17 protein-coding genes and 1 riboswitch are annotated in these 26,527 nt (G+C 65.5%); of the genes, 9 read left to right on the top strand and 8 right to left on the bottom strand.

Translation table 11 applies throughout. From position 1 onward, the window contains the following. Window positions 1-47: 47 nt before the first annotated feature. A complete protein-coding gene (locus tag AC1DVR_RS05270; RefSeq protein WP_477999486.1) occupies window positions 48-6,284 on the bottom strand; it encodes a hypothetical protein in 6,237 nt (2,078 codons plus the stop codon). Window positions 6,285-6,572: 288 nt separating this feature from the next. Here AC1DVR_RS05270 and AC1DVR_RS05265 point away from each other — a divergent pair, with 288 nt between their 5' ends. Then, a complete protein-coding gene (locus AC1DVR_RS05265) occupies window positions 6,573-7,025 on the top strand; it encodes an RrF2 family transcriptional regulator (protein ID WP_477999485.1) in 453 nt (150 codons plus the stop codon). Window positions 7,026-7,048: 23 nt separating this feature from the next. Here the strand turns inward: AC1DVR_RS05265 and AC1DVR_RS05260 are convergent, their stop codons facing one another. Beyond that, complete coding sequence (locus AC1DVR_RS05260; RefSeq protein WP_477999484.1) at window positions 7,049-8,425, bottom strand: NAD(P)/FAD-dependent oxidoreductase; 1,377 nt, start codon at window positions 8,423-8,425, stop codon at window positions 7,049-7,051. Between the two features lie 145 nt (window positions 8,426-8,570). Continuing rightward, entirely contained in the window at window positions 8,571-9,443 is an 873-nt protein-coding gene (locus tag AC1DVR_RS05255) for a LysR family transcriptional regulator (protein WP_477999483.1), read from the bottom strand. A gap of 90 nt (window positions 9,444-9,533) precedes the next feature. On the opposite strand from AC1DVR_RS05255, the gene AC1DVR_RS05250 reads away from it, so the two are divergent. Continuing rightward, window positions 9,534-10,754, top strand: a complete 1,221-nt coding sequence (locus AC1DVR_RS05250; protein WP_477999482.1) for an acyl-CoA dehydrogenase — start codon at window positions 9,534-9,536, stop codon at window positions 10,752-10,754. Window positions 10,755-11,085: 331 nt separating this feature from the next. On the opposite strand, the gene AC1DVR_RS05245 is transcribed toward AC1DVR_RS05250, so the two are convergent. From AC1DVR_RS05245 to AC1DVR_RS05225, 5 genes are all read right to left on the bottom strand, one after another. After that, window positions 11,086-11,865 (bottom strand): inositol monophosphatase family protein, encoded by a 780-nt coding sequence (locus AC1DVR_RS05245; protein ID WP_477999481.1) that lies wholly within the window; start codon window positions 11,863-11,865, stop codon window positions 11,086-11,088. Between the two features lie 14 nt (window positions 11,866-11,879). Beyond that, complete coding sequence (locus AC1DVR_RS05240; protein ID WP_477999480.1) at window positions 11,880-12,776, bottom strand: ROK family protein; 897 nt, start codon at window positions 12,774-12,776, stop codon at window positions 11,880-11,882. Between the two features lies 1 nt (window position 12,777). Further along, complete coding sequence (locus AC1DVR_RS05235) at window positions 12,778-13,857, bottom strand: ligand-gated ion channel (RefSeq protein WP_477999479.1); 1,080 nt, start codon at window positions 13,855-13,857, stop codon at window positions 12,778-12,780. A 167-nt stretch (window positions 13,858-14,024) separates the two neighbouring features. Continuing rightward, window positions 14,025-15,536 carry a caspase family protein gene (locus tag AC1DVR_RS05230; protein WP_477999478.1) on the bottom strand — a complete coding sequence of 504 codons (1,512 nt, stop codon included), beginning with the start codon at window positions 15,534-15,536 and terminating at the stop codon, window positions 14,025-14,027. 68 nt (window positions 15,537-15,604) lie between these two features. Further along, window positions 15,605-16,669 (bottom strand): OmpA family protein, encoded by a 1,065-nt coding sequence (locus AC1DVR_RS05225; protein WP_477999477.1) that lies wholly within the window; start codon window positions 16,667-16,669, stop codon window positions 15,605-15,607. Window positions 16,670-16,889: 220 nt separating this feature from the next. On the opposite strand from AC1DVR_RS05225, the gene AC1DVR_RS05220 reads away from it, so the two are divergent. The 7 genes from AC1DVR_RS05220 (at window position 16,890) to AC1DVR_RS05190 (ending at window position 26,481) form a co-directional block, all read left to right on the top strand. Then, window positions 16,890-18,356 (top strand): caspase family protein, encoded by a 1,467-nt coding sequence (locus AC1DVR_RS05220; protein WP_477999476.1) that lies wholly within the window; start codon window positions 16,890-16,892, stop codon window positions 18,354-18,356. 323 nt (window positions 18,357-18,679) lie between these two features. Further along, window positions 18,680-18,790, top strand: a riboswitch (guanidine-I (ykkC/yxkD leader). 69 nt (window positions 18,791-18,859) lie between these two features. Next, on the top strand, window positions 18,860-19,930 hold the full coding sequence (locus AC1DVR_RS05215; RefSeq protein ID WP_477999475.1) for a putative urea ABC transporter substrate-binding protein: 1,071 nt from the start codon (window positions 18,860-18,862) through the stop codon (window positions 19,928-19,930). 8 nt (window positions 19,931-19,938) lie between these two features. After that, window positions 19,939-20,757, top strand: a complete 819-nt coding sequence (locus tag AC1DVR_RS05210; RefSeq protein ID WP_477999474.1) for an ABC transporter permease — start codon at window positions 19,939-19,941, stop codon at window positions 20,755-20,757. Continuing rightward, on the top strand, window positions 20,754-21,575 hold the full coding sequence (locus AC1DVR_RS05205) for an ABC transporter ATP-binding protein (protein WP_477999473.1): 822 nt from the start codon (window positions 20,754-20,756) through the stop codon (window positions 21,573-21,575). The genes AC1DVR_RS05210 and AC1DVR_RS05205 overlap by 4 nt, the downstream gene beginning before the upstream one ends. A 9-nt stretch (window positions 21,576-21,584) precedes the next feature. Beyond that, a complete protein-coding gene (locus AC1DVR_RS05200) occupies window positions 21,585-22,364 on the top strand; it encodes an urea amidolyase associated protein UAAP1 (protein WP_477999472.1) in 780 nt (259 codons plus the stop codon). Window positions 22,365-22,373: 9 nt separating this feature from the next. After that, complete coding sequence (locus AC1DVR_RS05195) at window positions 22,374-22,979, top strand: urea amidolyase associated protein UAAP2 (protein ID WP_477999471.1); 606 nt, start codon at window positions 22,374-22,376, stop codon at window positions 22,977-22,979. A gap of 4 nt (window positions 22,980-22,983) precedes the next feature. After that, window positions 22,984-26,481, top strand: a complete 3,498-nt coding sequence (locus tag AC1DVR_RS05190; RefSeq protein ID WP_477999470.1) for a 5-oxoprolinase/urea amidolyase family protein — start codon at window positions 22,984-22,986, stop codon at window positions 26,479-26,481. The last annotated feature ends 46 nt before the right edge of the window (window positions 26,482-26,527 follow it).

Genomic DNA, 26,527 nt, shown 5'->3' with positions numbered 1-26,527 from the left:
GCGCCGGAGGAAACTCCGGCGCCCTTTCGCTTTTCCGTCAGACCGCCTCAGGTCCAGAGGAAGTCGGTATCGTGCAGCTGGTTGGCATTGGTCAGGCCGGTCATGTTGATCAGGATATCCGCCTTGCCATCGCCATTGATGTCGATCTGCAGTTGCGAGCCCTGAACGCGGGCTTCCGAATTGTCCGACCCGCCCGAGAAGCCGCCGCTGCCCAGATAGGCGAAGGCGCCGACAAGAAGGCCGTGGAACTCCAGCACATCGCCCTCGGCCGGGCCGCCGTCCAGCGTGTTGAAATCGCTGATCGTGTCGGTGCCGCTGGCCGAGATCGAGTTGAAGACGAAATGGTCCGCCCCCTCGCCGCCGGCCACGGTGTCGTTGCCATTGCCGCCGGTCAGCGTGTCGTCGCCGTCCATCCCCATGATCCGGTTGGCATAGTTGTTGCCGGTGATCACATTGGCCCCGGCGTTGCCCGTGGCACTGGCGTTCAGGGTGCCGACCAGGGTCAGGTTCTCGAGGTTGTCGCCCAGGGTCCAGTTGGTGTAGCTCATCACCAGATCGGTGCCCTGATCGGCCTGTTCGACGATCACGTCAAGGACCGAGTCCACGACATAGGTGTTGTTGCCGGTGCCGCCCACCAGGCTGTCGTTGCCGCTGCCACCGTCCAGCGTGTCGTTGCCGGTGCCACCCACAAGCGTATCGGCGCCGGCACCGCCGGACAGAAGGTTGGTCGCACTGTTGCCGGTGATCAGGTTGTTGGAGATGTTGCCCGTGCCATTGATCGCCGCGGTGCCGGTGAGGGTCAGGTTCTCGATCTCGACCGACAGGGTATAGGTCGCGGTGGAGATCACGCTGTCGAAGCCGCCACTGGCCAGTTCGGTGATCTTGTCGTTGGCGGCGTCGACATAATAAAGATCGTCGCCCGTGCCGCCGATCAGGCTGTCGTTGCCGATCCCGCCGTCCAGCGTGTCATTGCCCGCGCCGCCGGTGATCGAGTCATTGCCATCGAGGCCCATCAGCAGGTTGTTGCCCGCATTGCCCAGCATCACGTTGGCCACCGCATTGCCGGTGCCGTTGATATTGGCAAGACCGCTGAGGGTCAGGTTCTCGAAGTTGTCGGCCAGGGTCCAGGCCACCGAAGAGACCACGGTGTCAGTGCCCTCTCCCACGTTCTCGACCAGGATATCGGTCGCGCTGTCGACGATGAACGTATCCGAGCCGAGGCCGCCGGACATGCTGTCATTGCCGGTGCCGCCGTCCAGCGTGTCGTTGCCGGCATCGCCGAAGATCGTGTCGTTGCCGTCAAGACCGCTCAGCAGGTTGGCCGCGGTGTTGCCGTTCATCACGTTGGCATTGATCGTGCCGGTGCCGTTGACGGCCTTGTTGCCCGAGAGGGTCAGGTTCTCGAGGTTGACGTCAAGGACATAGGTGACCGAGGAGATGACCGTATCCTTGCCGCCGCCCGACACCTCGACCACCACGTCATCAAGCGAATCCACCACATAGGTGTCATTGCCATTGCCGCCGATCAGGCTGTCGTTGCCGGTACCGCCATCCAGCGTGTCATAACCGTCGCCGCCATAGATCGTGTCGTTGCCGCCCATGCCCTGCAGAAGGTTCGCAGCCCCGTTGCCGTTGATCAGGTTGACGCCTTCGTCCCCGGTCGCATTCGCCGCACCGGCCAGAAGGGTCAGGTTCTCGATACTGGCGTTGCGGCCCACCAGCGAATAGCTGATCGAGGCGAAAACCGTGTCGGTGCCGGCGTTGGAATATTCGATGATCAGGTCGGTGGCGGAGTCGACATAGTAGATGTCGTCGCCCAGACCGCCATAAAGCACGTCGTTGCCGGCGCCGCCGTTGAGCGTGTCATTCCCCGCCCCGCCATAAAGCGAGTCGTTGCCGGCATAACCGTTGAGCAGGTTGTTGCCGCTGTTGCCGGTCAGGGCATTGGCGACCGCCGTGCCGTTCGCCGTCAGGTCGGCGGTGCCGGTGTAGGTCAGGTTTTCGACATTGGCCGCAAGGCTGACCGCGAAATCCGAGACGATCGTATCGGTGCCGCCATTCGTGACCTCGACGATCACGTCGTTCAGGCTGTCGATGACATAGGTGTCATTGCCCGCGCCGCCGACCAGGCTGTCGTCTCCGGTGCCGCCGTCGAGGGTGTCGTTGCCGCCGCCGCCGTAGATCGTGTCGTTGCCATCCAGCCCCGACAGCAGGTTGGCGCCGGAATTGCCGGTCATCGTATTGGCCAGCGTGTTGCCGGTGCCAAGGACATTGGCGTTGCTGGTCAGGACCAGATTCTCGAAATTGGCGCCGAGCGTCCAGGTGATCGCGCTGTTGACGACATCGGTGCCGGCGCTTGCGTCCTCGAAAACCTGATCGTCGGCGGAATCGACGATGTAGCTGTCGTTGCCCAGGCCGCCATACATCATGTCGTTGCCGGTGCCGCCGTTGAGCGTGTCGTCCCCGGCCCCGCCGTAAAGCGTGTCATCGCCGACCAGACCGGACAGCGTATTGGCGATCCCGCTGCCGGTGATCACATTGGCGCCGCCGTTGCCGGTGCCGCTGGTGGCCGCGCCGGTCAGGATCAGGTTCTCGATGTACAGGCTCAATGTGGTGTTGATCGAGCTCTGGACCGTGTCGGTGCCGCCACCGGTGTATTCGTTCACCTTGTCGCCGCTGGCCTCGATGATGTAATAGTCATCGCCCGCCCCGCCGTTCAGAACGTCGTTGCCGGTGCCCCCGTCCAGCGTGTCATTGCCGTCATTGCCGTTGATCGTGTCATCACCTGCCATGCCCTGCAGCAGGTTGTTGCCCTCGTTGCCGGTCAGGACGTTGGTGTAGGAGGTGCCGGTGCCGGTCAGATCGGCGGTGCCGGTCAGGATCAGGTTCTCGACATAGGTGCCCAGCGTGTAGTTGATCGAGGTCATCACGGTATCCAGACCCTGACCCGAGCCCTCGACCACCACGTCACCGGCGCTGTCGACCACGTAAAGGTCATTGTCCAGGCCGCCGACCATCGAGTCGTTGCCGGTGCCGCCGTCCAGCGTGTCATCCCCGCCGTTGCCGATCAGCGTGTCATTGCCCGCCATCCCGGAAAGCAGGTTATAGCCCCGGCTGCCGATGATCCCGCCAAAGCCCGAGTTGCCGGTGATCACGTTGTCGCCGGCGTTGCCGGTGCCCTTGAGGTCAGTCGTGCCCAGAAGGAGGATGTTCTCGAAATTGTCGGCGAGGGTCCAGTTGACCGAGGTCTGCACCGTGTCGACGCCTTCGCTGGCATTCTCGACGATTTGATCGTTCAGGCTGCTCACGGTGAAGGTGTCGTTGCCCGCGCCGCCGATCAGCGTGTCATTGCCATCGCCGCCCGACAGAAGGTCATCGCCCGCGCCGCCGTTCAGGACGTTGTCATTGGCGTCGCCGGTCAGCGTGTCGTTCATCGCCGAGCCGGTGATGTTCTCGACGCCGGTGACGTAATCGCCCGCCGCCTGACCGAAAGCACCGAACCCGTTGGTGAGGTTGAGCGACACCCCGTCCTGCGAGCTGGCGTAAGACACCGTGTCGATGCCGTCGCCGCCGATGATCAGGTCATCGCCGAGGCCGCCGCTCAGGACGTTGTCATTGGCATCGCCGGTCAGCGAGTCGTTGTTGTCCGACCCGGTGACATTCTCGAAACCGGTGTAGGCATCGCCATCGGCATCGCCGCCGCTGGAGGTGCCGGCCGAAAGGTCCACCGTCACCGCGGCGGAGGAGCCGCTGTAATCCAGCGTGTCGCTGCCGCCACCGCCGGTCAGGCTGTCGGCCCCCGCGCCACCGCGGATCGTGTTGTCGTTCAGATCGCCGATCAGCGTGTCATTGCCGGCCCCGCCCACGACATTCTCGATGCCGCTGAAGGTGTCGGTGCCCTCGCTGCCGCCCGACATGGTGCTGGCGCCCAGGTTGACGGTCAGCGCCGCGGTCGAGGCGCTGTAATCCAGCGTGTCCGAGCCGTTGCCGCCGACGATCAGGTCGTTGCCGGTGCCACCGATGAAATAGTCGTTGCCGTCGCCGCCATAAAGGCTGTCGTTGCCGGCCGCACCGCTCAGCATGTTGTCAGAGGCATTTCCGGTGATGTTGTCGGCGTTGACCGTGCCGATGATGTTCTCGATGCTGACCAGCGTATCGCCCGCCGCATCGCCGCCCGAGGCGGTGCCGGTGGTCAGGTTGATGGTGACCGCAGCACTCGAGGCCGAGTAATCCGCCGTATCCGACCCGGTGCCGCCATCCAGGCTGTCATTGCCCGCGCCGCCGATCAGCGTGTCGTTCGAGGCGCCGCCATAGAGCGAGTCGTTGCCGGCCGCGCCGCTCAGATAATCATTGCCCGCAAGGCCGCTCAGGGTGTTGTCCGAACTGTCGCCGCCCAGCGTGTCGTTATAGGCCGAGCCGGTGACCGCCTCGATATTGCTCAAGACGTCACCGGTGGCATCGCCACCGGTGCCCGAGCCGGCACCCACCGTGATGCTGATCGCCACGCTCGAGGTCGAATAGTCGATGGTGTCAATCCCGCTGCCACCGTCGATCGTGTCGGCCCCGGCACCGCCGTTCAGCACGTCATTGCCCGCGCCGCCATAAATCAGGTTGTTGTTGGCATCGCCGGTCAGCGTGTCGGCAAAGGCCGAACCGGTCAGGCCCTCGATGTTGAGAAGCACGTCGCCCGTCGCATCGCCGCCGGTGCCCGTGCCGCCGAGCGTCACATTGACCGCCGCCGAAGAGGTCGAGTAGTCGGCGATGTCGGTGCCCGCGCCGCCATCCAGCGTGTCGGCCCCGACGCCACCCGTCAGGCTGTCGTTCAGGGCGCCGCCGTAGAGCGCGTTGTTGCCGGCATCGCCGGCCAGTGTGTCATTGAAAGCCGAACCGATCAGCGTCTCGACATTGGTGATCAGATCGCCCGCCGCATCGCCGCCGCTGCCCGCCGCCCCCCCGATCGTGATGCTGACGCCCGCGGCCGAGGCGGAATAATCCACCGTGTCATTGCCCGTGCCGCCGTCGATGACGTCGTTGCCGGCGCCGCCGGTCAAGCTGTCATCGCCCGTGCCGCCATAAAGGCTGTCGTTGCCCGCAGCCCCCGACAGGCTGTCATTGCCGACCCCGCCATAAAGCGCGTTGTTGGAGGCGTCGCCACCCAGCGTGTCGTTGAAGCCGGTGCCGATCACCGTCTCGATGTTGGTGACGACATCGCCCGCAGCCTCGCCGCCGGTGCCAGCTGCGCCGCCCACGGTCAGGTTGACGCCGACGGTCGAGGCCGAATAATCCAGCGTGTCATTGCCCGCGCCGCCGTCGATCGTATCGGCGCCAAGGCCGCCGATGATGCTGTCGTTGCCCGCCGCAGCCGAGATCACGTTGGCATTGCCATCGCCGATCAGCGTGTCGTTGAAGCCCGAGCCGGTCAGGTTCTCGATCGCGGTCAGGGTGTCGTTGCCCGCATCGCCGCCCGAACCGAGCCCGGTGACGAGGCTCACCGAAACCGCTGCCGTCGAGGCGGTGTAATCGGCGGTGTCGGTGCCGGTGCCGCCATCCAGCAGGTCATTGCCCGCGCCGCCCTGCAGCGTGTCATTCTCGGAGCCGCCATAAAGGCTGTCGTTGCCGGCAGCGCCGCTCAAGGTGTCGGCCAGGGAGCCGCCGTAAAGCGCGTTGTTGCCGGCGTCGCCGATCAGCGTATCGGCAAAGTTGGAACCGATCAGATTCTCGACCGTGGTCAGGATGTCGCCCGCCGCATCGCCGCCGGTGTTGGCCGAGCCGTTGACCGTGGCGTTGACCCCGGCGGTGGAGGTCGAATAGTCCACCGTGTCATTGCCCGCGCCGCCGTCGATGACATCGTTGCCGGTGCCGCCGGTCAGCGTGTCGTCGCCCGCAGCCCCATAAAGGCTGTCGTTGCCCGCGCCACCCTTCAGCCAGTTGGCAAAGCCGTCGCCGGTCAGGGAATCGTTATAGGCCGAGCCGAGGATCGCCTCGACCGTGCCCACCGTGATCGTGTCGTTGCCCGCATCACCGCCGGTGCCCAGACCGGTGGCCAGGCTGACCGTGACCGCTGCGGTCGAGGCCGAGTAATCGAGCCAGTCAAAACCCAGGCCTCCGTCGATCAGGTCGCTGCCCGCGCCGCCCGACAGGGTGTCATCGCCGTTGCCGCCGTAAAGGCTGTCGTTGCCCGCGGCGCCGTAAAGAATGTCATTGCCATCGACGCCGGTCAGAGAATCGTTTCCGGTGGAGCCGGTCAGGGTGTCGTTTCCGGAAGTCCCTGCATAGTTCGTCATCGTGGTTCTCCAATACCGACCTGCCCGAAGGCTAATGGCGCATAAACTTGTCCCGTGACTACGGGTGCGGTGGGGCGGAAGTTGGACGGGTATTTTGCGCAAAGTGGAAAAATTCAGACAAGATTAAGGCAGATCAGCCTGTCGCGCCGCAATGCATGGGGCGAGGGCGCCTTCGCGCGGCGGGAATGGCCCCCTGATCCGGGGGCAAAGCGACTTTCCGCGATAAACTTTGGCGTTTTTGACCTGCCGCGCGTTGATTCTGCGCCGCCTAACGTCTAGGTCTGAACGATGATCACGCAGAAGATGAAATACGCGCTCAAGGCGCTTCTGACCCTGTCGGACGAGGCTGCCAAGCCCGCGCCCGAGGCCCTGACGATCGAAGAGATCGCCAAGCGTTCCGGCGCGCCCAAACGCTTTCTGGAACATATCCTTCTGGAAATCCGCAATGCCGGGATCATCGCCTCGACCCGGGGCCGCTCGGGTGGCTATCAGCTGATCAAGGCGCCGGAAGCCGTCTCGATTTCCGAGCTGTTGCGGATGATCGACGGACCGATCGCCCCCTTGCCGTGCCTGTCGCGCCGCGCCTACCAGCGCTGCGAGGATTGCTCGGATGAGGAGACCTGCCGGATCCGCAAGGTATTTGCCGAGGTCTTCTGGTCCTACCTCGTGCTGATCGAAAGCCTGACCTTGGCCGACATCCAGAAATCCGCCGACACCCAGCTGGCGGTTCTGGGCGCCTAAAGCGGGCGGCCAGTGCCGCCCATTCAGTGCCGCCCAGTCAGCCAGTTGCCAAAGGCCGCGAATTTCGACGGGCCGATCCCCAGCTTCGCCTCGCGCGTGTCGGCGATGCGCAAGAGCGTGTACATCAGATGCACGCCGAGCCAGCGGAAGGGTTCGGGCTCCCATTTGCGGACCTTGCGGTTGACCCAGGGCAGGGCGGTGATTTCGGTCTGCCGCCCCAGCGCCAGATCGGCCAGCGTCCGCCCGGCGAGGTTGGAGGTCGAAACCCCCACGCCGACATAGCCCCCCGCCCAGCCAAGCCCGGTGTCGCGGTCCAGCCCCACCGTGGCGCACCAGTCGCGCGGCACCCCGATGACGCCGCACCAGGCATGTTCGACGCCGTAGGGCGCGGCCGCAGGGAAGTGGCGGTGCAGGGTCTCGGTCAGGCGGCGGATGGTTTCGGCATCGGGTTCGCCGTTCTTGTCCATCTTGGAGCCGAACTTGTAGGGCACCCCCCGCGCGCCCACCGTGATGCGCCCCTCGCGGGTGCGCTGGCAGTAGCAATAGGAATTGGCGGCATCCTCGATCAGCTCATGGTTGTCCCAGCCGATCCTGGCCCAGACCTCGGGCGGCAGGACGGGCGTGGCGATCTGGGCCGAGTTGAGCGGGATCCAGTCGCGCTCATGGCCGGGAAAGCCGGGCGTGAAGCCTTCGGTGCAGCGCAGGATGATCGGGGCCTTGATGCGGCCCTTGGGGGTCACGACCTCGCCCTTGTCATAGGAGGTGACGGCGGTGTCCTCATAAATCACCGCCCCGGCCCGCTCGACCGCTTCGGCGAGGCCGCGGACCAGTTTGGCGGGCTGGATGCGCGCCACGCCGGAGAGCGCCATGCCGCCTCTGGCCTTTGGCAAGGCGATCCGCTGTGCGATCTGTTCGGGCGACAAAGCCCGGACCCGGTGCGCCTGGCCCCAATGCTGCTGATGCGCAATCTCGGCGGTCATGCGGGACATCTGGGCCTTGTTCTGGGCAAACATCAGGATATCGGTGCGCAGGATATCGGCGTCGATGCCCTGATCCTCGCAGACCCGGATGATCTCTTCGACGGTGCCTTCCAGGTGGCGGGCCATCTCCAGCACGGCAGGGCGGCCATGGGTCTTGGCATAGCGCTCGTGATCCCAGGACAGCGTGCCCATGCACCAGCCGCCATTGCGCCCCGAGGCGCCGAAGCCTGCAAATTCACGCTCCAAGACCACCACGCGCAGGTCGGGTTGCGCCTGCATCAGATACCAGGCGGTCCAGAGCCCGGTGAAACCCGCCCCGATGATCGCCACATCCGCCGTCACGTCGCCTTGCAGGGCCGGGCGGCGCGTGGCGGGCAGGCCGATGTCGGCATACCAGAACGACACGTCTCCGATTTTCATGGCACTCTCCTGCGGTGGGGATCCCGGGGGCAATCTGACCGCGGGTTTGATCAAATGCAAGGGCAAGAAAGGGGGCTCTGCCCCCTCGGCCTCTGGCCTCACCCCCGGGATATTTGGGTCTGAATGAAGGGGGGAGCGGGGGTGCTTAGAGGTTCTGGGCGAGCCAGGCGCGGAAGGAGGTCAGAGGGGCGCGCGGCGGGCGGTCTTTCGGCCAGACGAGGTAATAGGCGCCAAGCGCGCGGATCGGGGGGCCGAAAAGCGGGATCAGGCGGCGCTCGGCCAGGTCGCGCTCGATGAGGAACAGGGGGAGGAGGGCGGCGCCCATGCCGTGGATCGCCGCTTGCTGCATGGTGGCGAATTGGTCGAACAACATGGCCGGCGGGCGCAGGTTGGCTTGCCCGTGATGGGCGAGCCAGCGGCCCCAGTCGCCGGGGCGGCTTTCGAGTTGCAGGAGGGGCAGGCTCAGCACCTCCGCCGCAGTGCTGAGCGGCGGCGTGGCGGGGCTGGCGACGGCGAGGATTTCCTCTTCGGTCAGTTTCAGCGCCTCGGTGCCGGGCCAGTCCTGCCGCCCGTAATGGATGGCGGCGTCAAAGGCGCTGTCGGTGAAGTCGAAGGGTTTGAGCCGGGTCGAGAGGTTCACCGTGACCTCGGGGTGGAGGCTTGCGAACCGCGCCAGCCGGGGCGCCAGCCAATGCATGCCGAAGGCGGGCAGGATGGCGAGGTTCAGCGAGCCGCCGGTCGGATTGGCGCGCAAGGTGAGCGAGGCCTGCGACAGGCGCTGCAGGGCGCGGCGCGCCTCGGTCACGAAATCCAGCGCGGCGGGGGTCAGGCGCAGCCGGTTCTTCTCGCGCAGGATCAGGGTGACGCCAAGCTGCCCCTCCAGCGCCTGCAGCTGGCGGCTGATGGCACCTTGGGTGAGGTTCAGTTCGGCGGCGGCGGCCGAGGCTGAGCCGAGCCGCTCCACCGCCTCCAGGGCCAGGAGCGATGGGATCGAAGGCAGATAGCGCCGGGCCAGCATATGAGGTTTCCTCATGGTTTGGTGAGGTCGTTTCGATGGCATTGTGACGGGTTTTGTGGCAGATGTCAGGAAAGAATGATGGAGGCAGACATGACCGATCGCCCGAAACTCAAAGCCAAGGATGCGCCGGATCTGGGGCGCTTCGACTGGCAGGACCCCTTTCGCCTCGCCGACCAGCTGACCGAGGAAGAGCGGATGCTCTCCGAGGCTGCCCGCGCCTATGCCCAGGAAAAGCTGCAGCCGCGCGTCATCGCGGCCTTCCGCGAGGAATCCACCGACCCGGAGATCTTCCGCGAGATGGGGGCGATGGGCCTCTTGGGCGCCACGATCCCCGAGGAATATGGCGGACTCGGCGCCTCCTACGTCGCCTATGGTTTGATCGCGCGAGAAGTCGAGCGGGTGGATTCGGGCTACCGCTCGATGATGTCGGTGCAATCCTCGCTCGTCATGTACCCGATCTATGCCTATGGCACCGAGGCGCAGCGCCAGAAGTACTTGCCGAAGCTGTCCTCGGGCGAATGGATCGGCTGCTTTGGCCTGACCGAGCCGGATGCGGGCTCCGATCCGGCGGGGATGAAGACCGTGGCGAAGAAGACGGCGGGCGGCTATGTGCTGAACGGGGCCAAGATGTGGATCTCGAACGCGCCCATCGCGGATGTGTTTGTGGTCTGGGCCAAGTCCGAGGCGCATGGCGGCAAGATCCGCGGCTTTGTGCTCGACAAGGGCACCAAGGGGCTGAGCGCGCCGAAGATCGGCGGCAAGTTGTCCTTGCGGGCCTCGATCACCGGCGAGATCGTGATGGACAATGTCGAGGTCGGTGAAGAGGCATTGCTGCCCTATGTCGAGGGTCTGAAAGGCCCCTTCGGCTGTCTGAACCGGGCGCGCTATGGCATCGCCTGGGGGGTGATGGGGGCGGCGGAGTTCTGCATGGGGGCGGCGCGGCAATATGGCCTGGACCGCAAGCAGTTCGGCAAGCCCCTGGCGCAGACCCAACTTTACCAGCTGAAGCTCGCCAATATGATGACCGAGATTTCGCTGGGGTTGCAGGCCTGCCTGCGTGTCGGCCGCCTGCTGGACGAGGCCAATGCCGCGCCCGAGATGATCTCGATCATCAAGCGCAACAATTGCGGCAAGGCGCTGGAGGCGGCGCGGCTGTCGCGCGACATGCATGGCGGCAACGGAATCCAGGAAGATTACCAGATCATGCGCCACATGGTGAACCTCGAGACGGTGAACACCTATGAGGGCACGCATGACGTTCATGCGCTGATCCTTGGCCGGGCAGTGACCGGGTTGCAGGCCTTCTTCTGAGCGCCCGCCGGGTCCAAAGGCGCGCCTGCGGCGCAAGACTTATCCTCGCCTCTGGCCTGCGGCCAACCGGCTTCAGGTCAAGGGCCTCCGGCGGGAGTATTTGCGCAAAGCGCAAAGGGGGCGGGACTCTTGGGCCGAGAGCTCGTGCCCTTGCCCTCTGTCCAAATACTCTCGGGGGGTGAGCGCGTCAGCGCGAGGGGGGCAGACAGCCCCCCTTTCTGTTTCAGGCCCACCCTTGACGGGACGCGCCGCTGCCGCCGCGATTTATCGCGGCGGCCTCCGCCACCCGGCCTCGGACGCTTTTGCGGCCGGGGCCGGGTGGCCATTGCCGTCAGAGTTGGGAGAGGCGGACCAGGTCGTCATAGACCTCCGGCACGCCAGCGATGATCTTGTTGCCCTTGGTCAACCCGTCATTGGCGAGGAAGTCATTGACCTTCAGACCGGCCGCCTCGATCACGGCGATGGCGCCGAGGCAGTCCCAGGAATTGATGTGGGGTTCGTAATAGCCCAAGAGCCGGCCCGCGGCGACATAGGACAGGTTCAGGGCGCCGGAGCCATCGCGGAAGAACATGCCGCCTTCGCGCAGGAAGGCTTCGAAGGGGCGCAGGAAGTCTTCGACCTTGATCCGCGTCGAATAGCCCATGCCGGTGATGCCTTCGCGCAGGCTCTTGCCAGGGTGGCGCGGCACGGGTTTGCCGTTCAGCGTGGCGGGGATGCCCTTGCCGCCGGCGAAAAGTTCGTCCCTGACCGGCGCATAGACCATGCCGAACTGCAGCACCCCTTCGCAGACGAAGGCGATCGAGACGCACCAGTTGCCCATGCCCGACACGAAAGGCTGCGTCCCGTCGATCGGATCGACCACCCAGATGCCCTGGCCCGGCGCAAAATCTGTCACGCCGGTTTCCTCACCGAGGAACGCGTCCTGCGGGAAGGCCTCGGCCAGGCGTTTCTTGATCAGCAGTTCGGTGTTGACATCGGCCTCCGATGCCATGTCCTGCAAGCCCTTCGACTTGATCGTCAGGGCGGAGAGGTTCTGGAAATAGCCATGCGCCAGCGCCCCGGCATCGCGGATCAGGGTCAGGCAAAAGTCGTAACGCGGTTGAAGGTCCATCAGTCTTTCCCCAATCAATCTTTCCATAACCAGGCGGCGCCGCGCACCCCCGAAGCGTCGCCGTGAATGTTGCGCAGGATCGGGGTGTGAAACACGGTCGAGAAGGTGCGCTTGGCCAGTTCGCGCGGCAGATCCTCGTAAAGCTCGTCGACATTGGACATGCCGCCGCCCATCACGAAGACATCCGGGTCAAGCGCATTGACCACGGTGGCGAGGCCGCGCGCCACGCGGTTGATGTAGCGTTCCCAGAGCATCCCGGCCAGGCGGTCGCCCTTGCGTTTGAGGTCGATGATCTCGCGCGCTTTCAGGCTTTGGCCAGTATGGGCCGCGTATTGCGCCTCGAAGGCGCGGCCGGAGACCCAGGTCTCCATGCAGCCATGGCGGCCGCAGTAGCAGACCGGGCCGGGGATTTCGGTGATATCGGGGAAGGGCAGGGGGTTGTGGCCCCATTCGCCGCCGGAATTGTTCGGGCCATGGTGGGCGCGACCGCCCACGGCGATGCCGGCCCCGGCGCCGGAGCCGAGGATCACCGCGAAGACCACGTTATAGCCTGCGCCGGCGCCATCGGTGGCTTCCGAGGCGGCCAGGCAATCGGCGTCGTTTTCCACCTTGATGGGCCGCCCGATCGCGGCTTGCAGGTCGGCCTCCACCGGCTGGCCCAGAAGCCAGGTCGAGGAGGCGCCTTTGCCCAGACGGCTGACCGGCTCCAGCGAGCCGGGGATGCCGATGCCGATCGAGCCGGTCCGGCCGGTTTCGGCCTCGAGCCGGTCGATCATCGCCTTCACCGCGGCGATGCAGCCGGGATAATCGTGGCGCGGGGTGTCCTGGCGCAGGCGGAGCAGCTCGCGCCCGTCCTTCTCCATCGCGACCCCTTCGATCTTGGTGCCGCCCCAATCGATGCCGATGAGCATGTCAGCCGTTTCCGCCCGAAAGGTCGAAGGTCAGCGCCAGGATGTTGAGCAGGATGTAGATCGCGCCCAGCGTCCACATCGCGGTCTTGTCCAGACGCAGGCTGTCCTCCTCGCGGTCCTGATAGCGCAGGCGCAGCGACCAGATTGACACGAAGACCGAGACGAAGATGATGCCCACCGCGATCAGGTTGATCTGCTCGGCCAAGGTGACGGCGGTGGTGGGCGGCAATTCTCCGGTGATGACGAAGGCGTTGGCGGAGGCCGCGAAGATCGAACCGACCCCCATGCCGAAGCGCGCATCAAGGTCATCGGCCTTGATCAGGAAGGCCAGAAGCCCGAGCAGCACGGCGAGGGCCGAGATCCAGAAGCTTTTGAACAGGGGGCCATAGCTTGTCCGGTCGAGCGAGACTGCAAAGGTCAGACGCGAATAGTCGCTGGCGTCGGCCCCGGCACTGCGCAGCCCGTAATCGGTGTCGTAGACATGGGTGGCCACCTTGGTCGGTTGCAGGGCGACTTTCCAGCCCGAGACCTTGACCGCCGGGTCCAGTGCTATGCCGGTGTCGGGTTCGTAGGTCAGCTGGGCATTGTTCAGCTCGGCGTCTTCCAGTTCCAGCGTGATCACATGGTTGTCGAGCGGGAAGCGGCGGACGTCGAAGTCGTGGAACATCGTCGCTTGCACGCGCACGGTGGCGTAGTTCATCCCCTCGTCCACCTCGACCTGCGCTTCGGAGCGGCTGGAGATGACGCCGTTGACGAATTCAAACGTCTGGTCGGGGCGCACGTCGGCGCCTTTCCAGCGGAACCACAGCCACATGTCCACATCGAAAGAGCCGTTCTGCGGCGAGACATTCGACAGGCGCATCACATAGCCGCCGACCTGAACGACGGTATGGGTGGTGATCGCCTCGGTCGCCGCAGCCACGATGCCTGTATCGGCCCCGGYGGCGGGCGCGGTGGGTGTTGCGGGGGCTGTTGTTTGGGCTTGTGTCGCGTCATTGGTCTGCGCCGTCGCACCGGCAGCGCCAAGGCAGAGAAGCGCCGCGAAACAGACGGTCAGAAGGGTCCGGAACGGATTTTGCATGGCGTGCTTTCGGCTTGAGGCTCGGCTTCGGGTGCAGGGCGGCGCGGGGGGATCCTGCGCCCAGTCTTGCGGGCGCCGGGCCGCGATTTCAACCGTTAATCAAGGCGCCGCAGCAATTTGCGCTGCAGCAATTGCGCCGCGCAAGGCCCGCCGTCGCGCGGAAGGGATCAGCCCTTCAGCCCATAGGCCACCTTGATCGCAGCGACCGAACTTGCGCCGAACTTGCCATCGGTCTTGCCGGTGAAGAACTGATGCTCTTTCAGGATCTTCTGCAGGGCGATCAGGGTCTTGGGCTTGAAGGAATTGGCATTGGTGGTCAGCTGGTTCAGCACCTGTTCATTGCCCGAGCGCAGCGCCTGATAGAGGTACTTGGCGGCGTCCTGCGGGGTCTTGCCGGGGACCAGACCCTCGTCGATCATGCCGGCATAGTTGAACATCGCCTCGGGGTGGCGCAGGTCGGCGGCCTGACCGAACAGGGCGATGCCCTTGGCCTGATCGGGGGCGAGGCCGAGCCCGCCCTGGAAGTACAGAAACCCCAGATCGTTGATCGCATCGGCAAAGCCCTGAGCGGCCGATTGCTGGTAGAGTGCCAGCGCCTTGACCGGGTCGGGGTCGACGCCGAGGCCCTGCTCGTAAAGCTTGGCCAGTTCGTATTGCGCATCCGGGGCGCCCGCGGCGGCAGCGCGGCTGAAGTAATCCGCGGCCTCTTTCGGGTTGAAGCGTTTGTCCTGCGGGTTCTGGCGGATATAGGCCAGACCCATCATCGAACGGGTATCGCCGTGATCGGCCAAGGCGCGCAGCTGTTCCTCCTGATCGGGGCGGCTGTAAGCCTCGGACCAGGCGACCTTGGTATCGGCCACCTCGGCCACATCGGTCGCCCCGTCGCTCGCCCCGGCCAGATAGAAGGGCGTGCCCGACAGCGAGCCATAGGTATAGGGCTCCTGCAGGTTCTGGGTCTGCTTCAGCACATCGTCGCGGACCTGCCGGAACATCAGCGAGATTTCGAGGTTGGGTTTGCCCAGATGGCTCATCAGCGCCGTGGCATAGGGGCTGTCGGCGCCGGTGCCGTCGAGGGCGACCTGACCCTCCTTGGCGGCAAAGGCCACCAGGGTGCCGAGGTCGGGGTTGACCGGGGCCAGTCCCGCCACGCCGGTGGAGCGGCTGTCATTGGTGCCGGCCTTGGCGGGGTCGGGTTTGGCCGTGGTGTCGATCAGGTCGCCGAAGGGGTTGTTCCGGCAAGCGTCCAGAATGACCACGCGCATCTTGCGCGCCGATTCCACCACCTTGAGCATCTGCGCCAGCGAGACGCCAACCCGCTGCACATCCTTGTTCGATTTCACATCGGCATCGACCGGGATCAGGTAATTCTCGCCGCTCGCCTCGACCCCGTGGCCGGCATAGTAGATCAGCGCGATATCGGCGGTCTCGGCCTCGAAGGAAAAGGTCTGCATCGTGTCGAGCAGCTCGTTCTGCGAGGCGTCGATCGCATAGGTGACCTTGAAGCCGACCTTCTCCAGACTGGCGCCGACGTTGCGGGCGTCGTTGATCGTGTTCTTCAGCTGGATGACATGTTCGTAAGCCCCCATGCCGATGACCAGCGCCACCTTGGCCGCCATGGCGGGCAAAGGTGCCAGCAGCAGGAACAAGAGGGCAAAGGGGGCAAGAAAGGCTTTCCGCAAGATCACATCCTCAAAGTCCAAAAGCTCTGCGTCACGGGCAGGAGAACAGGGGCAGCTGCGACTGGCCCCTATTCGACGATCCTGAATTCGATCCGGCGGTTCCGGCTGCGGTTCTCTTCGCTGTCATTGGCGGCAAGGGGCATGGTCTCGCCATAGCCCTTGGCCTGCAGCCGGTCGGCGGCGACGCCCTTGCTGGTCAGATAGGCCAGAACCGAGGCCGCGCGCCGTTCAGAGAGCGTCAGGTTGGCGGCATCGGGGCCTACCTCATCGGTATGGCCGCCGATCTCGATCTTCAGGGCGGGGCAGCGCTGCACCACGTCCAGAAGCGTGTCCAGGACGGCCGAGTCCGCCACATCCAGCCGGGCCGAGGCCGAACCAAAGGTGATGTTGCCGGCATGGCTGAGCGTGTCGAAGCGGTCCTTGCACATGGCGGGGTCAAAGTCGCCCTGCGTCTCCTTGGCGGTGACGGCGCCGACCAGCGGCGCCACCGGGGCGGCGGCGGCATCCGCGCTGCCCTGCCGGGCGAAGACCCAGTTGAAGGTGACCGAGCCCACCGGCACCACCTTGACCTTGGCCGCGTCGTTCAGCTTGGCCACATTGTCCAGCATGTTGAAATCGGCGGCATTGACCGGAATGACCCCGAGGCTTGCAACCGAAACCCGGTCATCCGAGATCAGGGTGACGACGACATCCGTCGTCATCGCCTGCGTGACGCCATGCAGCGACAGGGTGAAGGGCAAAGGCATGATGATCCGCCGCTTGGTGGCCAGATCGGCCAGCGCCGCCGGGTCGATATGGGCGGTCACCACGGCTTCGGGGAATTTGAAGGTTTCAAAGAACAGGAACCGCATCCGCACATTGCGCAGGTCGATATGGGTGTCGATGGAATCGAGCGCCACATGCACCTCGGCATCGCCCTTGTCCGAGATCGTGCCGGTGAAGGTCGCGATATTGTTCATCTCGGCCTTGATCTCGTTCTTGACCGAAAGGAAGCCCAGGGCCGAGCCCTCCGGCTCCAGCACCCAGCCCTTGGCGAAGGCGTCCTGCGCGCTGGCCGGCGCGGTGAGGGCGAAAAGCAGGCCGGCGATGAGGACACCCGTCGAGAGGCCAAGACGTCGCAAAAGCATCAGCATCAAGAACACTCCATCAGGCGGGCGGATCCGCAGGCCGAGGGTCGCGCGGCCGGCCGGGTCCCGCCGAATATGCGCTTTGTTTTGCGAGGAAAGCAACAGTGTCAGGCGATTGTGATCGGCCGGGGCTTGAAGTGCTGCCCCCGGCACCGGGTCGAACGCATGGCGGCCATTGTCAGGGCGGGCGGAATGGGTAAGGGTCGGCCCGTGAGCATGCAGGAGGATGATTGTGGTGCGACTATGGCTTTGGGTTGCCTTGCTTTGGGCCAGTTGCGCCAGTCTTGCCCTGGCCGAGCCGCGCATCGCGCTGGTCATCGGCAATGGCGGCTACAAGGTGGTCAACGCCCTGCCCAACCCGCCGCATGACGCCGAGCTGATGGCCGAGGCCTTGAAGAAGGCCGGTTTCGCCGTGACGCTGATCACCGACGGCGACATGGCCGCGATGGGCGCCGCCGTCACCGACTTCGGCAAGGCCCTGCGCGAGGCGGGTGCCGATGCGACCGGCCTTTTCTATTATGCGGGTCATGGGGTGCAGAGCTTCGGCCAGAATTACCTGGTGCCGGTCGATGCGCGGCTGACCAATGCGGCGGATCTGTCGCTGGTGGCGCTGGATGCGCAAGCCGTGCTGCGCCAGATGTTCTCGGCCCATAACCGGACCAACATCGTCATCCTCGACGCTTGCCGCAACAACCCCTTCTCGCAGGTCCGCGACCTCAGCGACAATGGCCTGGCCGAGATGTCGGCGCCGACCGGCACCTTCCTCGCCTATGCCACGGCACCCGGCAACGTGGCCCTGGACGGCGCCGATGGCAACAGCCCCTTCACCAAGGCGCTGGCGGCGAGGATCGTGACCCCGGGTCTGGCCATCGAACAGGCCTTCAAGGATGTCCGGGTCGAGGTTCTGGCCAAGACGGCCGGCAAGCAGACCCCCTGGGACACCTCAAGCCTGACCGGCGATTTCGTCTTCACCGCCGATGCGGTCTCGGGCGATGAGGCGGCGCTCTGGGCCAATGTCAGTCAGTCGCGCGACCCGGTGCAGATCATGCTCTTCCTGCGCGCCTATCCGAAATCGGCGCATGAGAAAGAGGCGCGGGCCTTGCTGGCCGATGTGATGCAGGCCGAGGTGAAGGGCCAGGGCAAGCCCACGCCCGCCCCGGTCACCGGCAGTCCCGCCGCCGGGGCCGACCCGGCCGAGGTCGCAGCCTTTGAAGCGGTGCAGAAACAAGCCACCCGCGAGGCTTTCGCGGGTTTCCTTGCGCAATACCCGCAGTCGAGCTTTGCCGCCGCCGTCCAGGCCGAGCTGTCAGCACTCGACAAGCCGATCACCGCCACTGCCGTTCCCCCGGCCTCTGCCCCGGGCGAGGTGCCCGCCGACATGGCCGCCGCCATCGCCGCCGAGGCGATCACCTTCGCCGGCCCCCTGACGCTGGGCGACGACGCGATCAAGGGCCGCTCGATCGAGGACCTGATCGGCTCGCAACCCCTCTTCGCCCCGATCGAGGGCCTGCCGAAAGAGGCCTGGGCCGGCCAGGCCTGCACGACCTGCCACAAATGGACCAAGCCCGCGCTTTGCGATCAGGCGAAGTTCTATGTGAAAGAAGCCGCCCCCTCCGCCCGGTTGGAGCAGCATCCCTTGGGTGGGGCGTTCAAACTCTCGCTGAAGGCCTGGGCGCAAGAAGGCTGCAAGTGACCGCATTCTTCTGGTAGCAGCGGGGGGCCCTGGCCGCGCAAGGCTTTGCGCGGCGTTCTTCGCTGAAAACCTTCCACTGGAAGGTTTTCCGGGCGCTCATCACCCCCGCACCCCCCGCCTGAGGGGCTTTGCGCCCCTCCGGACCTCCCCTTGGCGCCCTACGGGTGATTCGTCGGTTTTTTTGCACGGATGGGGGCGGAGGCCGCGCAAAAGGGCAGCATCGCCGTGAAAACCTGCCGCAGTCTTGAGCATCGGCGCAACGCGCGGCCTGCGGCGCCCTTGCGGCTTGGAGCCCGGTTCGGCGCCCCCTTAGGCTCATAGATGAGTATAGCGGCTAGGGTTCCGGCATCCATCAGATGCGTCTGGTCCGAGAGCCGCAGCTGCCGGGAGAGACAGATCCGGCAGATGCACGGCGGGAGAAAAGCCCGGGAGACCTCGTGAAGCCAAGGGATTGGCCGCGAAGTCGTGTGTCAGATCCCTTTTTGTGAACAGGAAGGGATATCATGAAGACCACGCGCAGAGCCGCACTGACCAGTCTCGCCGTCCTTGGCGCACTTGCCTTCACCCCGCCCGCCTGGGCCGAGAAGAAGAGTGATTTCAAGGTGGCCTGGTCGATCTATGTCGGCTGGATGCCCTGGGGCTATGCCGCCGACACCGGGATCGTCAAGAAATGGGCCGACAAATACGGGATCAAGATCGAGGTCACCCAGTTCAACGATTATGTGGAATCGATGAACCAATATACCGCCGGGGCCTATGATGCTGTGACGCTGACCAATATGGACGGGCTGTCGATCCCGGCGGCGGGCGGGGTCGATACCACCGCCGTCATCGTCGGCGACTTCTCGGCCGGCAATGACGCGGTGTTCCTGAAAGGCCCGGGCAAGCTGGAGGATATCAAGGGCCGCCCGGTCAACCTCGTGCAATTCTCGGTCTCGGATTATCTTCTGGCTCGGGCGCTGGAGACGGTGGGCATGTCCGAAAAGGATGTGACCGTGGTCAACACCGCCGATCCGGATATGGTGGGCGCCTTCCAGACGGCGGATGTGCAGGCGATGGTGACCTGGAACCCGATGGTTTCCGAGATTGCCAAGCTGCCCGATGCGACCAAGGTCTTCGACAGCGCGCAGATCCCGGGCGAGATCATCGACCTGATGGTGGCCAACACCGATGTGCTGAAGGACAATCCCGATTTCGGTAAAGCTTTGGCGGGCATCTGGTACGAGACCACCGCCCTGATGACCGCCGACACGCCCGAAGGGGCGGCTGCGCGGGCTGCGATGGGCAAGGCTTCGGGCACCGATCAGGCAGGCTTCGAGGATCAGATGGCCGCGACCAAGCTTTTCGCCAAGGCGGAGGAGGCGGTGGCCTTCACCGACTCGCCCGATCTGGGCAAGACGATGGACCGGGTGCGCGGCTTCCTGTTCGAGAAGGGGCTTCTGGGCAGCGGGGCGACCTCGGCCGATGCGGTGGGGATCGAGCTGCCCGACGGTTCGATCTTGGGCGACAAGGCCAATGTGAAGCTGCGCTTTGGCGACACTTACATGAAGCTGACCGCAGGCGGCGGGCTGTAAGGCGCCAGATGCGGCTGATCAATCAACAGCTTGCCCCGGGGACGGCGGCACTGGTCCGGCTGGCGCCCTTTGGCCTTCTGGTGCTGGTCTATCTTCTGGGCTCGGCCCTGCGCCTGTCCACCAACCCCGGCGACAAGCTGTTGCCCAGCCTTGCGACCATGGTGGAGACGATCAACACCATGGCCTTCACGCCTGACAAGAGGAGCGGGGATTACCTCCTCTGGGCCGATACTTTCGCCAGCCTCAGCCGTCTCGGCTGGGGGATGGGGATTTCGACCCTCGTGGCGCTCATGGCCGGGATGGCGATCGGGATGCTGTCGATGGTCCGCGCCCTGGCGGCGCCCTTTGTGGGCTTCGTCTCGATGGTGCCGCCCCTGGCGCTGTTGCCGGTGCTGTTCATCCTCCTGGGTCTGGGCGAGACGGCGAAGATCGCGCTTATCGTGATCGGCGTGGCGCCGATCATGATCCGCGATCTGGCTGCCCATGTGCAGGCCCTGCCGCGCGAGCAGATCGTCAAGGCGCAGACCCTTTCGGCGGGAACCTGGCTGGTGGCTTTGCGCGTGGTCCTGCCGCAGGCCCTGCCACGGCTGATCACCAGCCTGCGGTTGCAGCTTGGCCCCGCCTTCCTGTTCCTGATCGCGGCCGAGGCGATTTCGGCGGACTCGGGCCTTGGCTTCCGCATCTTCCTCGTCCGCCGTTACCTCGCGATGGATGTGATCTTTCCCTATGTCGCCTGGATCACCCTTCTGTCGGCGCTGGCCGACCTTGGCCTGAACGCGCTCCGCCGCAAGGTCTTCCCCTGGTCGGAACTGGAGGGCGGCCAATGACAGCCCTCTCGATCGAAAAGGTCTGGAAGGAATATGGCGACCAGATCGTCCTGGAGAATATCTCGCTGGAGATCGCCGCCCGCTCCTTCGTGGCGCTCGTTGGCCCTTCGGGCTGCGGCAAGACCACGCTGTTGCGGATGCTGCTGGGGCAGGAGGTCCCGACCCGCGGTCGCATCCTGATGGACGGCACGCCCTTGCCCTCGGAACCCGGGCCGGATCGGGGCGTGGTCTATCAGCGCTACTCGGTCTTCCCGCATCTGACGGTGTTGGGGAATGTGATGCTGGGGCCGGAACTGCAGGGCTCGCGCTTTGCAGGCCGGGCCTTTGGCGCCGCCCGGAGGCGTCTGGCGGACGAGGCGCGCCAGATGATCGCCGAGGTCGGCCTTGCGGGGTCTGAAGGGAAATACCCCTCTCAGCTCTCGGGCGGCATGCAGCAACGCTTGGCGCTGGCGCAGGCCCTGATGATGAAACCCCGCGTCTTGCTGCTGGATGAACCCTTCGGCGCGCTGGATCCGGGGATCCGGGCCGAGATCCACCTGCTGATGAAGCGCCTGTGGAACGAGGTGCCGATGACCGTGGTCATGGTCACCCATGACCTGCGCGAGGCCTTCACCCTTGGCACCCGCGTCGTGGCCCTCGAACGCGCCCGCAACCGCCCGGAGGAGAAGCTGCGCTACGGCGCCAGCATCGCCAAGGACATCACCCTCTGGCCGCCGCGCGTGGCGGGGGTCAGGACCCCTTACGACGAAGATCAAACGGCCCGTCGGGACGACCCGACCTTTGAGACGGCCCTCGCCGGGACGGCCCCGCAGAGTTGAGGATCCATAATGCATATCCACAGAACCACTGACCAGATCGCCGCCGATCGCAAGAGATATGAGGAACATCAACGGCTTGGCCTTGAGTTTTCGCCCAAGGCCCTGCCGGAGCCAAGCCCGCGCCCCGCGCCCTTGGCCGAGGGTGTGCTGGCCGAGGAGGTCGTCCCCGGCTTCTGGTACACGAGCCTTGCCCTGAAGGCCGGCGAGACCCTGCGTGTCGTCACCGGCGCCCGCGCCTCCACCGTTTCGCTGGCCGTCTGGTCGGCCAAGGACACGTCCGAGCGGATGAACCTGCCCGACACGGTCAAGGTGCAATGGACGACCGAGCTTTCGAAGGGTCGGGTGATCTTCTCCGACATGGGCCGCGTGCTGTTGTCGATCACCGAGGACAGTTCGGGCGCCCATGATGCCCTGACCGGCGGCTCCTCTCCCGCCACGACCACGGGGCGCAACACGCGGGAGAACATGGTGCTGGCTGCAGCCAAGCTGGGGCTGGACCGCCGCGATCTGCCGTCACTTTTCAACCTTTTCGCGCCCGTCAGGGTCAACGCGGCAGGCGCCTTCGACTGGCGCGGGGCGATGCTGACGCCCGGCGACTGGGTGGAGTTGCGGGCGGAAATGGATGTGCTTCTGGCGCTGTCGAACTGCCCGCACCCGCTTGACCCTGTGCAAGAGGCAGGCCCCGTCACGCTGCAAAAGCTGGCCGCCCGCCCGGTGCCCGCAGATGACCTCTGCCGCACCGCCACCGCCGAAGCCATCCGCGGCTTTGAAAACAACGCCCGTGTGTGAGGGATCAAGATGAACACCCCTGTGCAAACCTATGATATCCCCGCCGAAAAGCCGTGGTCCGGTCTGGTCAAAAAGGGTCAGACCATCCGCATCGAGGACAGCTTCGGCCAACAGGCCATCGACACGATCTTTTACGCCGCACAAGACTTTGGCGAGCGTTACTCCAGCCAGGAGACCCTGCGCGCCCAAGGCTCGGCCTATATCGGCAAAGGGTCCAAGGTTGTCTCTTCGGAGGGCCGCGTGATGCTGACGGTGACCGCCGATACCTCCGGGCGGCACGACACCTCGGCCGGCTGCTGTTCGTGTGAAAGCAACACCGTGCGCTTTGGCCATGGCACGCGCTATCTGCATGCCTGCCGCGAGAATTTCATCATCGAGCTTGCCAAACACGGCATGACCAAGCGCGACATCGTGCCCAACATCAACTTCTTCATGAACGTGCCGATCAGTCCGAACGGGTCGATGACGATCGACGATGGCATCTCCGCCCCCGGTGATCATGTGGAGCTGGTGGCCGAGATGGACGTGCTTTGCGTCATCTCCAACTGCCCGCAGATCAACAATCCCTGCAATGGCTTTGACCCGACGCCGATCTGCGTCATCATCCGGGATTAAGCGCATGTTCAGCAAAGTTCTTGTGGCGAACCGGGGTGAAATCGCGGTGCGCGTGATCCGCACACTCCGAAAACTGGGGATCGCCTCGGTCGCGGTCTATTCTGATGCCGACCGCTTCTCCCCCGCGGTCCGGCTGGCGGATGAGGCGGTCCGTCTTGGCCCGGCGCCTGCCGCGCAAAGCTATCTGGATGTCGATGCCGTGGTGGCCGCCTGCAAGGCGACGGGGGCGCAGGCGGTGCATCCCGGTTACGGCTTCCTGTCGGAAAACATCGGTTTCGCCGAAAGGCTGGCAGCCGAGGGGATCATCTTCATCGGCCCGCATCCGGAACACCTGCGCGCCTTTGGCATGAAGCACACGGCGCGCGATCTGGCCCTGGCGGCGGGCGTACCCTTGCTGCCCGGCACCGGCCTGCTGGCCGATATCGAAGAGGCCTGCGAAAGGGCGGGCGAGATCGGTTACCCGGTCATGCTGAAAAGCACGGCGGGCGGTGGCGGCATCGGGATGCAGCTTTGCGACGGTGAGGCGGCCTTGCGGGCGGCTTTCGCCAGCGTCCAGCGCACCGCCTCCGCCAGTTTTGGCGATGCGCGGGTGTTTCTGGAACGCTTCGTCTCCGACGCCCGCCATGTCGAGGTGCAGGTCTTCGGCGATGGCGCGGGCCGGGTGGTGGCCCTCGGCGAACGCGACTGCTCCCTGCAGCGGCGCAATCAGAAGGTCATCGAGGAAACCCCGGCTCCCGGGCTTTCGGACGCGGTGCGCGCCCGGCTGCACAAGGCCGCGACCGACCTCTGCGCCTCGGTCGCCTATGCTTCGGCGGGGACGGTGGAGTTCATCTATGACCCGAAGCGCGAGGAATTCTACTTTCTGGAGGTCAACACCCGGCTTCAGGTCGAACATCCGGTGACCGAAGCGGTCTTCGGCATCGACCTTGTGGAATGGATGATCCGTCAGGCCGCAGGCGAAGCCACGATCCCGGCGACCCTGCCCAAGCCGAAGGGCGCCGCCATCGAGGCCCGGCTTTACGCCGAAATGCCGCATGCCGATTTCCGCCCCTCCGCCGGGCGGCTGACCGAGGTGCGTTTCCCCGATGATGCCCGCGTCGATGGCTGGATCGAGACGGGCTGCGAGGTCACGCCCTACTACGATCCGATGCTGGCCAAGATCATCGTTCGTGGCGCAGATCGCCCCGCGGCGATTACGGCGCTGCAGAAGGCGCTTGCCGAAACTTCGGTTCAAGGGATCGAGACCAACCTCGGTTACCTGCGCGCGATTGCAGGATCTGACCTGCTGGCTTCGGGGTTGGTTGCGACCACCGCGCTCCGCAGCTTTGCCTATCAACCCGAGGGGGTGGAGGTGCTGGCCCCCGGCGCGCAGTCGAGCCTGCAGGAACTGCCGGGGCGGCTTGGCCTTTGGCATGTCGGCGTGCCGCCCTCCGGCCCGATGGATGCGCAAAGTTTCCGGGCGGCGAACCGGATGCTCGGCAATCCGCCCGACACGGCGGCTTTGGAGCTGACGATGACCGGCCCGACCCTGCGCTTTCTGGCGGCGACCAAGGTGGCGCTCGCCGGGGCGCGGATGAAGCTGGTGCTGGATGGGCAACGCGTGGCGGGTCCGGTGGTGGAGGTGCCTGCGGGCGCAGTCCTGTCGATCGGCGCCATCGAAGGCGCGGGCCAGCGCACCTATCTCGCCGTGGCGGGCGGCTTTGCGGCGCCAGAGGTTCTGGGCTCACGCGCCTGCTTTGCGCTTGGGCAGTTCGGTGGCCATGCGACCGGGGTCCTGAAGACCGGCGACATGTTGCATCTGGCCGGGACCGCGTGTGCGGCTCCCGAGGTTGTGGCACCGACGGATCTGACGCGGGAGTGGGAGGTGGCCGTGCTGTACGGCCCGCACGGCGCGCCGGACTTCTTTCAGGAGGGCGACATTGCCGACCTGTTTTCAACGCCTTACGAGGTGCACTTCAACTCGGACCGGACGGGGGTGCGCCTGATTGGTCCCGCGCCGAAATGGGCGCGGCATGATGGTGGCGAGGCCGGGCTGCATCCCTCGAACCTGCACGACAATGCCTATGCGATCGGGGCCATCGACTTCACCGGCGACATGCCGATCATCCTTGGTCCCGACGGGCCAAGCCTTGGCGGCTTTGTCTGCCCGGCGGTGATCGCGGCAGAGGACCGCTGGAAGATGGGCCAGTTCCGTCCCGGCGACCGCATCCGCTTTCGCCCGGTGCTGAACGATGACCCGGTGGCGGGGCCGGCGGTGCAGGGGGCGGGGTCTCCGATCATCGGTCAGGCGGAGGGCGAGGTGCCGGTCGTCTACCGCCGGCAGGGCGATGACAACCTGCTCGTCGAATATGGTGCCATGACCTTGGACATCGAACTGCGACTGCGGGTGCATCTTCTGATGCAGGCGGTCAAGGACGCGGGCCTGCCGCTGATTGATGTCACGCCGGGCATCCGCTCCTTGCAGATCCACTACGACAGCACGCGCACCAAACGCGCGACCCTGCTGAGCGCCTTGGCCGAGATCGAGGCGCAGCTGCCCCCGGCGGAAGCGGTCACCGTGCCCTCGCGCATCGTGCATCTGCCCTTGTCGTGGAACGACCCGCAGGCGGCCTTGGCTGCGACGAAGTATCAAGACCTCGTGCGCGCCGATGCGCCCTGGTGTCCTGACAATATCGAGTTCATCAGGCGCATCAACGGCTTGGACGACGAAGCTGCGGTGAAGAAGATCGTCCATGACGCCAGCTATCTGGTGCTGGGGCTGGGCGATGTCTATCTTGGCGCGCCGGTGGCGACGCCGGTCGATCCGCGGCATCGGCTGGTCACCACAAAGTACAACCCGGCGCGGACCTGGACGCCGGAGAACGCGGTGGGCATCGGCGGCGCCTATATGTGCATCTACGGGATGGAGGGGCCGGGCGGTTATCAGCTCGTGGGCCGCACCATCCAGATGTGGAACGCCTGGCGCCGGACCGAGGCTTTCCACAGCCAGCCCTGGCTTCTGAACTTCTTCGACCAGATCCGCTTCTTCCCGGTCAGCGCCGCGGAACTGACCGAGGCGCGCGCGGCTTTCCCGCACGGCGGCTATCCGGTGAAGATCGAGGAGACGACTTTCCGCTGGGCCGACCATAAGCGCCGTTTTGCGGCGGAGGCGGACAGCATCAGCGCCTTCAAGACCAGCCAGCAGACCGCCTTCGAGGCCGAGCGCGCGCGCTGGAAGGCGGCGGGGCTGGACCGCTTCGTGGTAGACGACGGCCCGCCCGCCCCGGCGGAGGCGGTGCCTGCGGGCCTGACCGGGGTCGAAAGCCCGATCCCCGGCAACCTGTGGAAATTCCTCGTCGCACCGGGCGAGACGGTGACTGCGGGCCAGACCGTGGCCATCATCGAATCGATGAAGATGGAGATCACGGTGCCGGCCCCGGCCTCTGGCACCCTGCGCGAGTGTCGCGCGGTGCCCGGCCGTCCGGTCCGGGCCGGCGATGTCATCGCGGTGATGGAGGCGTAAGCGCCGGCATGACCGCGGCGGCCCCTCGACAGGGGGCGGGTCCGCC

Source organism: Rhodobacter sp. P2_H5 (assembly GCF_056403335.1).
The sequence above is the reverse complement of the archived record's forward strand: the minus strand, read 5'-3'. Positions and strand labels throughout refer to the sequence as shown.